The sequence below is a fragment of the uncultured Lutibacter sp. genome (assembly GCF_947495725.1).
In the GTDB taxonomy this organism is placed as follows: domain Bacteria; phylum Bacteroidota; class Bacteroidia; order Flavobacteriales; family Flavobacteriaceae; genus Lutibacter.
Genome location: NZ_CANLZZ010000004.1, coordinates 243,644 through 258,997, shown reverse-complemented (window position 1 = coordinate 258,997; position 15,354 = coordinate 243,644). Strand labels below are relative to the sequence as shown.

15 protein-coding genes are annotated in these 15,354 nt (G+C 27.3%); 9 read left to right on the top strand and 6 right to left on the bottom strand.

Translation table 11 applies throughout. The features are described 5' to 3' along the window. Positions 1-9 precede the first annotated feature (9 nt). Genes Q0776_RS10765 through Q0776_RS10745 form a run of 5 tightly spaced genes read left to right on the top strand, consistent with a single transcriptional unit; the run spans position 10 to position 3,764 of the window. Complete coding sequence (locus tag Q0776_RS10765; RefSeq protein WP_298368001.1) at positions 10-1,065, top strand: zinc ribbon domain-containing protein; 1,056 nt, start codon at positions 10-12, stop codon at positions 1,063-1,065. Positions 1,066-1,076: 11 nt separating this feature from the next. Beyond that, the gene (locus Q0776_RS10760) at positions 1,077-1,748 is read left to right on the top strand and encodes a zinc ribbon domain-containing protein (RefSeq protein WP_298367999.1); all 672 of its coding nucleotides are present in this window, start codon (positions 1,077-1,079) and stop codon (positions 1,746-1,748) included. 5 nt (positions 1,749-1,753) lie between these two features. Beyond that, a complete protein-coding gene (locus Q0776_RS10755; RefSeq protein ID WP_298367997.1) occupies positions 1,754-2,323 on the top strand; it encodes a zinc ribbon domain-containing protein in 570 nt (189 codons plus the stop codon). 4 nt (positions 2,324-2,327) lie between these two features. After that, positions 2,328-3,221: a zinc ribbon domain-containing protein gene (locus Q0776_RS10750; RefSeq protein WP_298367996.1), complete on the top strand. Its 894-nt coding sequence runs from the start codon at positions 2,328-2,330 to the stop codon at positions 3,219-3,221. Between the two features lie 12 nt (positions 3,222-3,233). Then, positions 3,234-3,764 (top strand): hypothetical protein, encoded by a 531-nt coding sequence (locus Q0776_RS10745; protein WP_298367994.1) that lies wholly within the window; start codon positions 3,234-3,236, stop codon positions 3,762-3,764. Positions 3,765-3,787: 23 nt separating this feature from the next. On the opposite strand, the gene Q0776_RS10740 is transcribed toward Q0776_RS10745, so the two are convergent. Further along, the gene (locus Q0776_RS10740; RefSeq protein ID WP_298367992.1) at positions 3,788-5,287 is read right to left on the bottom strand and encodes a potassium transporter TrkG; all 1,500 of its coding nucleotides are present in this window, start codon (positions 5,285-5,287) and stop codon (positions 3,788-3,790) included. A 3-nt stretch (positions 5,288-5,290) separates the two neighbouring features. After that, positions 5,291-6,634 (bottom strand): Trk system potassium transporter TrkA, encoded by a 1,344-nt coding sequence (gene trkA, locus Q0776_RS10735; protein ID WP_298367990.1) that lies wholly within the window; start codon positions 6,632-6,634, stop codon positions 5,291-5,293. Positions 6,635-6,690: 56 nt separating this feature from the next. Here trkA and radC point away from each other — a divergent pair, with 56 nt between their 5' ends. The 3 genes from radC to Q0776_RS10720 all read left to right on the top strand — a co-directional run bounded on the left by radC (position 6,691) and on the right by Q0776_RS10720 (position 9,626). After that, complete coding sequence (gene radC / locus Q0776_RS10730; RefSeq protein WP_298367988.1) at positions 6,691-7,389, top strand: DNA repair protein RadC; 699 nt, start codon at positions 6,691-6,693, stop codon at positions 7,387-7,389. 66 nt (positions 7,390-7,455) lie between these two features. Continuing rightward, a complete protein-coding gene (locus Q0776_RS10725; RefSeq protein ID WP_298367986.1) occupies positions 7,456-8,757 on the top strand; it encodes a polysaccharide deacetylase family protein in 1,302 nt (433 codons plus the stop codon). After that, positions 8,754-9,626 (top strand): hypothetical protein, encoded by an 873-nt coding sequence (locus Q0776_RS10720; RefSeq protein WP_298367984.1) that lies wholly within the window; start codon positions 8,754-8,756, stop codon positions 9,624-9,626. Before Q0776_RS10725 ends, Q0776_RS10720 begins: the two co-directional genes overlap by 4 nt. Here Q0776_RS10720 and Q0776_RS10715 read toward each other — a convergent pair. Further along, positions 9,623-10,426, bottom strand: a complete 804-nt coding sequence (locus Q0776_RS10715; RefSeq protein ID WP_298367983.1) for a class I SAM-dependent methyltransferase — start codon at positions 10,424-10,426, stop codon at positions 9,623-9,625. The genes Q0776_RS10720 and Q0776_RS10715 overlap by 4 nt on opposite strands. A 76-nt stretch (positions 10,427-10,502) precedes the next feature. Here Q0776_RS10715 and Q0776_RS10710 point away from each other — a divergent pair, with 76 nt between their 5' ends. Then, a complete protein-coding gene (locus Q0776_RS10710; RefSeq protein WP_298367981.1) occupies positions 10,503-11,687 on the top strand; it encodes a glycosyltransferase in 1,185 nt (394 codons plus the stop codon). Here Q0776_RS10710 and Q0776_RS10705 read toward each other — a convergent pair. From Q0776_RS10705 to Q0776_RS10695, 3 genes are read right to left on the bottom strand one after another with little or no spacing between them, the layout of a single operon-like run. Beyond that, the gene (locus tag Q0776_RS10705) at positions 11,639-12,688 is read right to left on the bottom strand and encodes a glycosyltransferase family A protein (RefSeq protein ID WP_298367979.1); all 1,050 of its coding nucleotides are present in this window, start codon (positions 12,686-12,688) and stop codon (positions 11,639-11,641) included. The genes Q0776_RS10710 and Q0776_RS10705 overlap by 49 nt on opposite strands. Beyond that, positions 12,681-13,817: a polysaccharide pyruvyl transferase family protein gene (locus Q0776_RS10700; protein ID WP_298367978.1), complete on the bottom strand. Its 1,137-nt coding sequence runs from the start codon at positions 13,815-13,817 to the stop codon at positions 12,681-12,683. The genes Q0776_RS10705 and Q0776_RS10700 overlap by 8 nt, the downstream gene beginning before the upstream one ends. Next, complete coding sequence (locus Q0776_RS10695; protein WP_298367976.1) at positions 13,807-15,339, bottom strand: lipopolysaccharide biosynthesis protein; 1,533 nt, start codon at positions 15,337-15,339, stop codon at positions 13,807-13,809. The genes Q0776_RS10700 and Q0776_RS10695 overlap by 11 nt, the downstream gene beginning before the upstream one ends. Between the last annotated feature and the right edge of the window lie 15 nt (positions 15,340-15,354).

The following is a 15,354-nucleotide window of genomic DNA, read 5'->3' as shown; positions in this document are numbered from 1 at the left end:
AAAAGAACTATGGAATTATTATCGACAGAATTTAGAGATATAGCAAAAGCAGCAGGTTTAACTGATGAAAGAATAAAAAATTTGATTGGTGAAGATTTCTATGAAATGGAATTAGCTTTAGATCAAGATTTGTCTTGGCGTAAATTACCAACTTCAGAAGAACTTTTTGAGTATTTACAAATTCTAAATAAACCAGCTTTTACTGTTGAGTTTAATAAAATAAGAAGAAGAACTGTTGTTCAAACCTATAAAATGTATCTTAATAGTGTAGGTGAAAAATTAGCTCTTTTGGGTACAACTTTTAATAACACATTGCGTTTTGAGCCTTTTAAAAGTTATTTAGATTTTGAGCATTTTGCCACAAATGCTTTGGTTGATTATTCAGCTATGGATTTTAAGAATAGTTCTATAAGACATTTGTCCGCAGATGCTTTTCAAGTATTTACTCTGTTAATTGAACTTTTTATCGAAAAGTATCCTTCACCAACACAAGATTGGGCACCTGATGAGTTATTGACCTTTACCAGTAAAAGTTTAATGCGGATTATGCAAGATAGTAACCACCGAACTAATGAAAAAACCTGGTGGCAACATTGGAAAAAATTATTGCATCAAACAGAACCTTCTCAAGAAAATTTTGATATGGGTATAGCGCAACTAGCTCATAAGGAACTGATTGGGTATATGGATGAGATAGCAGGAGAAGAAGTATTTTTTATTGGAAAAAATTTGACTTGGTATTTAAGAGGAATTGTTTGGTGGGATAAAGGATTAATGCTTAAAAACACAGAAAATAATACACAATTTATTGTTATAGCAGCATCTGCTTTATTTGTTGTTGTAACAGAAGGCGATAACGATTTTAGTATTTTTAATGTAGATGGTAGAACATTACAAAAGTACTTAAAAAAGTATGTTGAAATTGCTTTAAATCCGATTCAAGAGCAAAATGTTATTCAAGGTGAAACCATTGCCAATACTCAACCTATTTTTTGTTCTCAATGTGGTAATAAATTAGAAGCAAATGCTAAGTTTTGTTCAAATTGTGGTAATAAAATAACTTAAATAAAAAAACTATGGCTTTTTGTACACATTGCGGAACAGAGATTATTAAAGGTGCTAAATTTTGCCCAGCTTGTGGAGCGAATATTTCAATAATAAAAATAGATAGTGAATCAGACACGAAAAAAGATGCTACTTATAAAGAAAAAATGCATAAAAGAGTTTCAAAATCCTTAAAAGACAACCTTAAAAGTTCATTAGAAGAGCGGCCTTCAGCAGGAACAGAAGCTAAGAAACTTATAGAAAATGAAACTAAAAAAATTATAGAAGAAGGCTTTACTAAATCTAACAGCAATACATTTAAATCTTCAGCTTCAATAGAGGATAAAGAGAATAACCAAGCAACAAGTGACACTTCTACCAAAAGTCAAAAGTGGATGCTTTTTTATATTATTGTGAATATACTTTTTGTTCTTTTTAATTCTGGAAGTGAAGAAATTACAGGGATTCTTATTTTTTCGGTAATAGTTGGTGTTATTTATTTTATCCGTAAGAAAAAGAAAAAACCAATTAATATAATCGCAAAGATAGTTTTGGTGTTGCAAGCAATTCTAGCCTTTTCAATTATAATGCAGTTGATTGAATTTATAGGATCGGATGTGTTTTATTTAATTATTATTCTATGTCTTGTGTTGTTAATTATTATAAATGCGAAACTTATTATTAGTGGAAATAAAAAAAGTTAAGAATTATGAAATCAAAAATTTGTCCAAATTGTGGAACTAAACTTTCTAAAGAAACAAAATTTTGCACGAATTGTGGTGCTACATTAAAAAGTAATAACAAACAAATTAATACTAAAATTAATGATGAAGTAAGCCTTGTAGAGGATAGTTTAAACCAGCCTAATAAAGGTAGACGACTTTCAATTGCAATAATAGGAATACTTGTTTTAACAGTATTGTTTTTTATTGGGAATTTTTTTTTAAAGGATGTAGATCCTTTAGAAAAACCATTTTCACCAATTGATGAGTTGGCTAAATTGGAAGGTAAATGGTACGATCCAACAGGAATTATTTTAGGAGAAAAAGATGCAATAATTGTTTTAACTAGAAAAGATAATATTGTTGAAGGTAAAGATGAAAATGGTTTGTTCGAAGCCAAAATAACTCCTTTCGGATCAAATAATTATCAAGCAATAGTTAATTTAAGAGGTGTAAAAGGTGATTTTGAATTGCATTTTTATGAAGATGAAAACAAATTGGTGTTTTTTAGCACCTTAACAAAAAGTAGCTGGAATATTAAAAAACTAAAGAAATAAACTTATGAAGTTTTGTACAAATTGCGGACAAGAATTAAGTGAAAACTCAAAATTTTGCACAAATTGTGGCGAAAAGATTATTAGTGTTAAAAAGATAATAGAAACACCCAAACCAATTAAGCTAAAATTAGAGAAGCAAAAATATGTTGATATAAACAAAAGTGAGTTAAATAAAATAAATCAAACTATAAAGCTTCAAAACAATCAAACATCTATTGTTAAAAAGTCATGGATTGCTGCAGGTTTTTTTGCATTTATTGTGGTATTGGCTATAATGGATTTAGATAGTTTACCAATTCATCCGGCTATTGTTATGCTTTCAATTTTCTTTTGTTTATCGGCTGTAGTAATTGGATTTATGTTTAGAAGTAGAGAGAAAAAATTACAATCTTTAATATCAGGTGAAAAATTATTAGCAGCTTGGACCTTATCTGATTTCGAAAAACAAAACTATGTTAATTTTTTATTTGAAAACGAAAAATCCAAAAATAGAGGTCTTTTAATGGTTATTTCTGTAATTTCAGTGGTAGTTTTTGGAGTCTTTATTTTAATTATTGATGAAGGAAAATTGGCTATGTTTTTTGTTTTAATAGGACTTATTGTTTTTTTATCTTTTTTCGCCTTTGGATTGCCATTTTATTACAGAAATAGGAATTTAAAAAATGATGGAAAAATATTAATTGGAAAAAACTTCGCATACATTAACGGATTTTTTCATAATTGGGATTTTCCGTTGTCGGGAATTAAAAAAGCAAAGATTATTAAACAACCTTTTTATGGGTTGTATATTAAGTATTATTACACAGATAGAACTTTAACAAATACCGAAGAATTAAATATTCCAGCATCAGAATATATTGATTTAAGGCCTCTTGTAGACGAGTTAAATATAAAGTAATACCTAAAACAAATGGCTTATTCATTAAAAATACATGATCCAGCTTTTAAGCAACATATAAAAAACACAAAAAATTATCGTTATCAATTTGGTTTTGGGTTGGCTATTGTCGCGGTTGCTGGTTTTTATTTATATGGCGAAACCAGTTCTGAAATGGATAACCCAGAAGCATTGTATATTGGTTTAGGAATTGGAGGAATGTTTTTTTTAATTGGTATTTATGCAATGTTATCAGTTAAAAAAACTCCTTCTTGGGATGGAGAAGTAGTAGAAAAAGAAATTATTGAAAAAGGAAAAAGTACTGATTTTGTTGTGTATATAGCGGATCAAAGAAATAAAAAACATGAGATACGATCAGAAAATGATGCAACAATATATAACTATTATAAAGTAGGAGAAAAAGTTAGGTTTCACGGAGAATTACAATCTTATGAAAAATTTGATAAATCAAAAGATGATATTATTTTTTGTAACGCATGTAGTTTTATGCATGAAATAGACGAGCACATTTGTAGAAATTGTGGCTGCCCATTATTGAAATAAAATTATATAGTTGGCGTTTATAATTAACATTTTTTCCAGAAAAACGGTGTAAACAGTATTAAAACAGTAAACAATTCTAATCTACCAATTAACATTAAAAACGAACACATCCATTTAGCAGGAATTGATAAATGCGCAAAATTATCAACAGGACTTACGCTACCTATTGCCGGACCAATATTACCTAATGACGATGCTGTTGCACCTAAGGCCGATAAAAAATCTAATCCAAAGAATGTTAGTATAATTGAGCTCGTTATAAATATTCCCATATACAACACAAAAAAAGATAGAATATTAAATACAATATTTTGTTGAATTCCTACACCGTCATATCTTACAGGTAAAATAGCATTAGGGTGTAGCAATTTTTTAAATTCTAAGATACTGTTTTTTATAATTACAATATGTCTAACTATTTTAACACCTCCACTTGTTGAACCAGCAGAGCCACCTATAAAAAACAAAGAAAACATAATCATTGTTGCTAAAGAATTCCACATTGTAAAATCTGCAGAAACAAATCCAGTGGTAGTTAAAACAGATACTATTTGAAACGCAGCATGTCTAAAATTACTCTCAATTTCTCCAAGAGGTTTTGGATGTGATATGGTAGAAACTAGGTTTGGATCTTGAAAATTAGAAATTAATAAAGTCATTACTAATGTTAGTCCTATAACTCCAAAAAAGTAATATTTAAATTCTTCACTTTTAAAAACTTTTTGAATTTTACCTTTCAATGCAAAATAAGTTAATACAAAATTGGCACCAGCAACAAACATAAATGCGATGATAATGTATTGAATTGCAGGAAAAGCATTGTAATGTGCTACACTTGCATTTTTTGTTGAAAAACCACCAGTACTCATAGTTGCCATTGCATGGTTAATTGCATCAAACCATGTCATTCCAGCAATTTTAAGAAGAAAAAATTCAGTAAAGGTTAATGAAAAATATATAAACCACAATCTTTTGGCTGTCTCGGTTATTCTTGGATGCATTTTGTCGGCAGAAGGTCCTGGAGCTTCAGCCATAAATAGCTGCATTCCTCCAATTCCTAATAAAGGTAAAATAGCAACTGTTAATACAATAATACCCATTCCTCCAATCCAATGAGTGGCACTTCGCCAAAATAATATTCCCTTTGGCATAGATTCAATGTCTGTTAAAATTGAAGAACCCGTAGTTGAATAACCAGAAATTGTTTCGAAAAAAGCATTTGTGTAATTTGGAATTGCTCCTGTAAAAACATAGGGTAGTGTACCTGTAAAAGAAAGCATTAACCAACCAAGAGTTACAATTATGTATCCTTCTTTTTTACCAAGGTTTTTGTTGGCGTTTCGATTAAAAAACCATAATACAAATCCAATTATTATAGTTGTTAAACCTGCTTGTAAAATTCCCCATTTTTCGGGTTCGTTATAATACAAACTAAAAGGAACAGCAATTAACATAAACAATCCATTAAGCATTGATGTTAATCCTAAAAAACTAACTATAATTTTAAAGTTGAGATGTTTCATTGTTTAATTAAAAAGTTTTTCAACTTTATGAATAGCTTCCGGTAAACAGAAGACAACAGCTTTGTCACCTGCCATAATTTGAAAATCACCAAAAGTCATCATAGCAACACCTTTTCTAATAACACCTCCAAATACTGCTTTTTTAGTAATTTTAATATCTCTAACAATATTTTTTGTTACTGGTGAGTTTTCCTTAACTAAAAATTCTAAAACCTCAGCATCTACGTTGTGTAAGTTTGCAAGTTTTAAAACTACACCTTTTCTTACATGTTTAAAAATAGCACTTGCAGCTAGTAATTTTTTATTAATTAAAGTATCTATTCCAATAGTTTGAGAAATATTGATGTAATCCATATTTTCAACTAATGCAATTGTTTTTTTTACGCCTTTTGATTTTGCAACCAAACACGACATAATATTGGTTTCTGAATGACCAGTTACCGCAACAAATGCATCCATTTCAGAGATATTTTCTTCTTCCAAAAGCTCAACATCTCTACCATCACCTTTTATTACAAGTGCCGCAGGTATTTTTTCGGCAACCTCAAAAGCACGGTCTTTATCTATTTCTATTAATTTAATATTAAAATTGTCGCAAAGGTTTCTTGCGGCTTTTACTCCAATTTTTCCGCCACCTAAAATCATAACATCTTTTACACCAAATTGAGTTTTTCCCATTAATTGGTATAATTTTTTTATACTTTCTTTTGGAGTAGAAAAGTAAATTTGGTCATTTGCTCTATATACGGTGTTACCTCTTGGAATAATAGTTTCATTACTTTTTTCGGGCTTTATAGCAATTGTAATAAAGTCTATATCTTTAAATCTATTTCGTGCTTCTTGTACTGTTAAATTAATTAAAGGAGAATTATAATCTAAAGTGCTTCCTAAAATATTTAAGGTTCCATTTTCAAATTGTATGGTATCGTTAAATGCGGATTGATTTAATAGCATTTTAATTTCATCCGAAGCTAATTCACCCGGAGAAATCATAAAATCAATTCCAATTTCAGCAAAATCTATTTCCGAATTTTGGGTAAACTCATGATTAGAAATTCGAGCGATTGTTTTTTTTGCACCTAACTTTTTTGCTAGAACAGAAATTGTAAAATTAGTGTTTTGAGATTCTGTTACAGCTAAAAAAATATCAGCTTGAGCTATTCCAACTTCTTTTAAAAGTTTTAGAGAAGTTGCATCTCCTTTTTTGGTAATAACATCTATATGGCTACTGGCATATTCCAATTTTTCACTATCAGAATCTATTAGATAAATATCTTGAGATTCAAATGAAAGTAATTTGGCTAAATGAAAACCTACGTCTCCAGCGCCAGCAATAATAATTTTCATATACTTAATATATTTACAACAAAGATATTACTCTTATCTTTGAAAAAAAAATTGATATGGATTATACTAAGAAAACCCTTTCGATAAAATCTTGGGCTGAAGATGATAGGCCTCGCGAAAAATTAGTTTTAAAAGGAAAATCTTCTTTGTCGGATGCTGAGTTGATTGCGATTTTAATAGGATCGGGTAATAGAAATGAAAGTGCAGTTGATTTGGCAAAGAGAATTTTAAATTCAATAAATAATAATTTAAATAAGTTGGGTAAACTTTCTGTTTCCGAATTACAAAAATTTAAAGGTATTGGAGAAGCTAAAGCAATTTCAATAATAACCGCTTTAGAGTTAGGAAGACGTAGAAGGTTAGAAGAAGCATTAGAAATTCCTAAAATTGGAAGTAGTAAGGATGTTTTTAATTTAATGCAGCCAATTATTGGTGAATTACAACATGAAGAGTTTTGGATTGTTTTTTTAAACAATTCAAACAAAGTTTTATATAAAGAACAATTGAGTAAAGGAGGTTTAACAGGTACTTTGGTAGATGTTAGATTGGTTTTTAAAAAAGCAATTGAATTGTATGCAACAGCAATTATTTTATGCCATAATCATCCATCAGGAAAGTTACAGCCTAGCAATGCAGATAAAATAATTACAAAAAAATTAAAGCAAGCAGGAGAAACACTTGACGTTAAAGTTTTAGACCATCTAATTATTACTGAAAATGCGTACTTTAGCTTTGCCGATGAAAGTTTAATGTAAATTTATTTGAAGCACGTAACAAATTAAAAATTGAACAGTTTAATAATAAGTAACCATTAACTAAAAATGCTATTAGTTTATACCCAAAAAATTACACCACGACTGAATTATATTTTTAAGCATTTTTTTGTTAGAATATTGCAAATTCCAGTTACTTTTTCAACTAAAGTAGACGAGTTTGTTGCTCACAATGGTCCAAAAATGACTTATGCAAAAAATCCTTTAGCTTCGGAGTTTTTTATTAGAAGTCATGATTTATTATTTGAGCAAGGAATAAATGATATTGATATAAATATTTCTAATTGGGACGAAATACCTTGCTTTTTTCCCGCAGGAGAAGCCTCAAGTATTCCGTACGATATTTTTGCAGCTAGCTTTTATTTAATTAGCAGGTACGAAGAGTATTTACCACACGTGCAAGATAAACATGAACGTTTTCCGGCTGAAGAAAGTGTAGCCTTTAAAAATGGTTTTTTAGAAAAGCCAGTAGTTGACATTTGGGCTTATAAATTTTTAGAGTTATTGAAAGCTAAATTCCCAAATTATGAGTTTAAAAATAGAAGTTTTAATATGATATCAACTATTGACGTTGATATGGCTTACGCATATAAACACAAAGGGATAGTTCGTTCTATTGGTGGATATTTAAATGATTTGGCCCATTTAAGATTTGTTAACTTGTGGTATAGGTTATTAACAAACTTAAATTTAAAACAGGACCCTTTTAATACTTTTTCGCAATTAATTACCTTTAAAAAAGAGCATAATATAAAAACATTGTTTTTCTTTTTATTGGCAGATTATACTACCTACGATAAAAATATATCGTTTTCAACAACAAAATTTATATCACTTATAAAATCGGTAGCTGATTATGCAAAAGTTGGTTTAAAACCATCTTACTATGCTGTTAGAAATGAAGAGAAACTTAAAAAAGAAAAACTTAGATTAGAAGGAATTATCAATACACCTGTCACGTTTTCTAGACAGCATTATTTAAGATTAATTATTCCAGAAACATATCAAAATTTAATAGATCTTGATATTGAAGAAGATTATTCAATGGGATATGCCAAACATATTGGTTTTAGAGCGAGTACTTGTACACCATTTTATTTTTACGATTTAGATTTTGAAATTCAAACTCCGCTAAAGTTATTTCCTATTGCAATTATGGATACCAGTTTAAAAGATGGAATGAAATTTTCAAATGAAGAAAGTTTAAATAAAATTACACAGTTAAAAAATGAAGTAATAGAAGTTGATGGTACATTTATAAGTTCATTTCATAATGATGCCTTAAGTGAAAATGATAAATGGATTGGCTGGAGTGCTATTTATAAAGAAATGTTAACGGCTAATAAATGATTCATTACTTAAAACGAAATAAAGTTAATGTTGAAAAATACGACTTTTGTATTAAGAACGCTTTAAACTCAAGAATTTATGCATATAGTTGGTATTTAGATATAGTGGCGGATAATTGGGATGTATTAGTTTTAAATGATTATGAAGCGGTGATGCCGTTACCTTGGCGACAAAAATATTTTATAAAATATATCTATCCACCAGCTTGGACACAGCAGTTAGGTGTTTTTTCTTCAAATACTATTTCAGAAGAATTAATTGTTAGTTTTATTAAAGCAATTCCAAGAAAATTTAAGAAGATTACAATTCAGTTTAATTCAGGAAATGTTTTTAAACATAAAAATATTACAGAAAGAGTAAATTATATTTTGCCTTTAAATAGGAGTTATGAGGAGGTTTATAAAGAATATAGAGCTGATAGAAAAAATCGCGTAAAACAAGGTTATAGAAATAATCTTTCAATTAAAGAAGTTAATATTCAATCATTAATTGAAATAGGCAAAAGATATTATTCATATTTAAATATTAATAATGATGATTATTTAAAGTTGAAAAAACTAGCTTTTTATGCTTTAAAGAAAAAGAACGGATTTATAACTGGAATTGAAAGAAATGATGGAAGTATTTTGGGAGGAGTATTGTTTTTAGAAAGTAAAAGTAGAATTACATATCTGTTTTCTGTTGTAACAGATGAAGGGAAAAACAAACAAGTTACTAGCTCAATTATAGATAGTTTGATTAAAGATAAAATTTCTTCAAATAAAACTTTAGATTTTGAAGGTTCAATGATTGATGGTATAGCCGATTTTTATAAGAGTTTTGGCGGAAAGAAAGAATTGTATTATTTATATAAACAAAAAAGAATTTAAAATTTAGATGTTTCAATTTGAACTTTAAACTTTAATATTGGTTTAACTGGTGATTCAAATGAAGTTGCTTTCAAATTTTCATTAATATAAATAGCGCACATTGTATTTGAAACATGATATAAGTTATTTTTATTTTGATTAGGAATACCATCAAGAATACCGCATAATACTTCAGGCCTTATCATTTCTGGATGATAAGCATAGTCATGCCAAACCACTATTGAGTTTTCATGAATTAGGTGTTTAAATATATTTTTGGTGTCATTCTTTATATATTCGTAAGTGTGATTTCCATCAATGAAAACTAGGTCAAATTTTTTGTTAAGTTTTTTAAAATCAAAATTTAAAGAGTTACCATAAAGATGTTTTATACCTTTATTCTTCTTTGATAAAACCCCATGCAAATTGGCATATTTTATTGAAAGATTATTATTTAAAATTTCTTCTTTAGATAAATTCAACGTGTAGCACTCTTTAGCCACATCAGCAACATTTATAACACTTTCTCCCCTCCAAGTACCAATTTCAAAATAGGAGCAGTTTTTAAATCGTTTAGCCAATCCTTTTAGTAATAAAATATCAGTAGGCATTGATCCTCCTCCTAAAAAAGTCACCGTATTGAGAACTTCATTGTTTAATGTAATTAAATCATTTATTTTAATTATAGGTAGCGTTTTCGGTTGAGAATTTTTCTTTAATTTTCCTTCCCACTTATAGTCACTATTAAGTATTAAATTTATTAGACTTGGTTTTTTTAGAAGTAATAATAAAGCTTTTTGTATTTTTTGAAGTTTGTTCATAGGAATCTTTTTAAATAAAATCTCTTTGGTATAAAAAAGATTAATTTAACTTTATAAACTGTTTTTAAGTCTTTATATGAACAAAATTAATGTTTTATTTATTAATTCTTGGTATCCAAACAAAGTACTCCCATTTAATGGAAATTTTGTTCAACAACATGCCAAGGCTGTTTCTAAGTATTGTAATGTGTTTTGTTTGCAAACACAGAGTAGAAATCAGAATAGTAGCTTTATTGTTTCAAAGAATAATAATGAAGGTTTAAAAGAAATTACAGTCTATTATAAGAAAATAAATTCTTCTTCAATTGTTTCTACATATAGAAAAAAGCAGCGCCAACATAAAGCTTTTCTTAAAGGTTTTGAAGCAATTATTTCTGAAAGAATAAATATAGATATTCTTCATTTGAATGTGATTTTTCCTGCTGGATTATTTGCAGTTTATTTAAATAAAAAGTACAATATTCCAATTGTAATTACAGAGCATAGCACATCATATTTATCAACTAGTTCATCGAATTTTAGTTTTATTGAAAAAATCATAATAAATAGAATTTCAAAAAAGGCTGAGATTATTTGCCCAGTATCAAAAGACTTAGAAAACTCGATGAAGAGACTTGGACTTAAGGGGAGTTATAGAGTTGTACCTAACGTTATAAATACTAATTATTTTAAATTTAAGGAGTCAAAAAACAATAATAAGATAAATATTGTCCATATTTCTTCATTGAAAGAGGAGCATAAAAATGTAAAGGGAATAATTAATGTTATTGGTAAACTGAGTAAAATTAGACAAGATTTTATATTGAACATAGTTACTGATGGTAAAATTGAATCTATAGTTCAATACGCGATAAATATAAATTTGAGTGATAGTTTTTATTCAATAGAGCAAAATAAATCAGCAGAAGAGATAGCATTAATACTTCAAAGAAATCATTTGTTTTTATTGTTTAGTAATTTCGAAAACTTACCTTGTGTAATTATTGAAGCTTTAGCTTGTGGACTGCCTGTTTTGTCTTCCGATGTTGGAGGGATAAATGAAATGATTTCTAAAAAAAATGGAGTTTTGGTTGAACAAGGGAACGAAAAACAATTACTTTATGAATTGGAAAGAATGATAAATAATTTATCTTTTTATGATAGAGAAAGTATTTCTGCAAGTGCAATTAAAAGATATAGTTATGAAAGTGTTGGCTTTCAGTTTTTTAAAATTTATAAAGAAGTTTTAAATAAACGTAAAAATCTTAATAAAATTAAATAAAATACCCTTGAAGTGTTAATTATTAAATCAGCAATTATAACGGGAAATAATTTAAGAAAGAACCATGATAGTTTTTGTAATATGTTGAGTTCTTTGGAATAATAATAAGTAATCAATTTAGGCTTTAATTCTCTTAATTTAATCAAGCGGTCATGTCTGTTAAAATTACTTCTTTTATCATATATACCTATAATTAGGTTCGTTAAGTAATGAGTATTTTTTTGATTAATAAAATGTAAATATGAATTTGAAGGAAAATAAAATGAATTAATTGGTTTTTTTCTCAATAAATTTAATTCTTTAAAAAAATTGAATCTTTCTTCATATGAGATATATTTTTTAGATAATGAATTATTTTTTCTTTGGGCATATATGTAATTGACTTTGTCAATAATGTAGATAGATGAAATGAACATTAAATAATTTAAGACAAAAATATAATCTTCGCCATAAGAAATATTAGAGTTGAACTTAATATTATTATCCTTAATAATACTTGTCTTAAAGAGCTTTATCCATGGGCTTCTTATTAATTCATTTCTTTCGGCAATTTCTATAACTTCAATTATTTGAGAATTTTTATATAATTTTTGTTTTGAGAATTTAACATCTTTAATTCTATTATCAATTTCATGCCAAATTCTTACACTTTGAATTTGTAAATCAATATCAATTTTTAGGTTAAAATGGCTTAAATAGTTTTTGGTAACCCAATCATCAGCATCCACAAAGCAAATATATTCTCCTTTTGCTTCATTAATTCCAATATTTCTGGCTGAAGAAACTCCTTTATTTTTTTGAGAAGTAATTTTAATTCGTTTATCTAGTTTCTCAAAATTATTGCATATTAAGCTTGAGTTATCAGTTGAGCCGTCGTTTACTAATATTAATTCAAAATTATCATAAGTTTGATTTAAAACACTTGAAATACATTTCTTTAGATGTTTTTCTGCGTTGTAAATAGGAATTATTATTGATATTAATGGTGTAAGATTATTCATTTAAAGCTTCTTTTATAAAATTAAAAGATTTTAATCTTTGATCTTCTAGAATTTTATTAACAGAAGTAAAATCTATATTAGATTTTAATAATTTTTCATCTAATTGATTGGTCGTTGAAACAAATCGGTTTTCTAAATTAAATAGTTTTAAAAGTGATGTAAATCTAGTGAGTCCTCTATTAGAATTTCCAATAGCAATAAAGGGTTTATTAAATAATATAGAGAAAATTGTACCATGGTAAGAATCAGTAATTACAAAATCACATTGATAAAAACCTTTAATCCAATCCTCAACAGAAGAGTGTTGGTATTTAATCATCTCGTTTTTTGGTAATGTTTTATATTTATTACCAAAATTGACTGAAAATGATTTTAAACCTAAATTTTGTTCTGCCAAATGTATGATTTCGTTTTTACATTGTGTATCATCTAATATATATGTATAAATATTTCCAAATTTTAAAGATGGTTGAGTTTTATTGATAATATTTATATAGTCTTCTTTTTTTAGTAATAGAGCTGGGTCTAGATTTAATTCTGAATAAACAGAGAAAATATCCTTACAAATTTTAACCGCTGAATCTTCCCTAACAGAAATTTTGTTAAATTTATTCAATAAGTTTTTTATTTCTACTGTATAATTATGGTTTACCCATTCATTATTGCCGAATGAAGCGGCATATGCTATTTTTTTTATTTTTTTATTTTTAATAAAATCAAGAAAAAAAGTTTTTTTGAAATTTTTAGAATATTCGAATCTCCAAACTTGATCACTTCCAACTATAAAAGCAGAATAATTGTATTGATTTATATTATTTAATTTCTCAATTGAACTAATTACAGAAGTTTTTGGGTTTATATTTTCATCTTTAAATTTTTGAATAGGTAATTCAACAGTTGTTTTTATTCGATCAATATAGAACTTGTTAAAATAAACTTTGTACAAAAAATTTCTTAGTTTATAAGGAAATGAAAAAGAAGGTCTTATTTTTAAATTAATAAATTCAACATTATGCCCTAAAGAAGATATATAGGTGAGTAGGGCATAGGCTTGAATAATTCCTCCATAATTTAGATTTAATGGAAGTGTTAAAATACCAATTTTTTTTATTGCTGATTTATTTTTCATTTTTCAATAAAAACCTTATTGAGTTCTTTATTAATGTTTTTTCTTCTTTATTAATGCCAATTGCATTAATAGTTAGGACAATACAAATTATTGAAGATACCGTAACTATAGCGAACCTCATAAATCCTTCATCAAGATTTAACTTTAAAAATAATGGTAAAATAACTGAAAAAATAATAATGTAAAGTATTTTTAACAATACTTGTGATATGAATTTTTTAATTGAAATATTTATAAGATTCTTTAAAATAATTAGTCTTAAAAATAGTGCTACAATTGATGTGAAAATTCCAATATATAACGTTATTTCGGGCTTATATCCTAGTTTTAAAAAAAGGTATGAAATAGGCAAACTTAAAATAAGGCTGCTTCCAACAATTATTTGATAATTTTTTATTCTTCCAGAAGCATGCGCCGCTGTTATTAATGATCCAGAAATACTGTCAACCAAAATATTTATAATCCCTAAAAAAGTAAAAATAACAGCAAATTCAGGAACGATTCCTAGCCATAATTTAAGAATATAATTTGTTTCAATTAGTACAGGAAGAGATAAGAGAAATAATAATAAAAAAGAAAATTTGGAGCTTCTATAAATTAAATTCATCATAAAATCTATTTCCTTAGAAGCATAAGATTTTATAATTTGAGGATTAGCTGCCATTTGAAAATTTAAAAAAAATGAATTAATTGCATTGCTAACTTGGTTGGCAATACCCATAGCTGCATTCAAAATTGGCCCATAAAATAGATTGAGTAAAATATTAACGGCATGACCTTTGGCTATAACTGAAATATTTCCAAATAAACTCCATCCAGAATATGAAATTAGTTGTTTGTATAATTCCTTATTAAAATAAAATTTGTAATGACATTCACTAAACGATTTTTTACAATATACTCTATAGCCATAGGCAACCCCAAGTTTTAATAGAAAAACAAGAATTGCATATAGTTTAAGTTTATCATATTCAATTAAAGTAAGTATATAAACAAGTATTAAGTTTAACGAAACCTCTATTATACTAAAATATGCTATAACCCCCATTTTTTCATGTGATTTTATTGAAGCATTATATGGAACTTGAATAATTGCTATTAAAGCAGAGAATACTGAAAATTGATATACCCAAAGAGAAGCAGATAATCTATCATTTGGAATATTTAATTTATTATATAGAAACCAAAGACCTAAGGTTTCTGCTAAAATTAAAATTAATAATGCAATTACAATATGTATATTTAAAACAGAACTAAATAACTGAATTAGTTTTTCATGATTTCCTTTACCTAATTCAAAAGACAAAAAGCGCTGAGTAGTTGCGGCCATTGACATGTTGATAAAGAGAAAAGTTGAAATTACACTTCCAACAACATTAAATAACCCAAAATCTATTACTCCTAAAGTATTTAAAATAATTCGAGAGGTAAATAATGAAACAGCCAAAGTAAAGAACATCCTTACATATAGAAGCCCTGTATTTTTAATAATAGTGTTGTTTTTATATGTGGCTGAGGGCATTTATTTTGTTAGAAT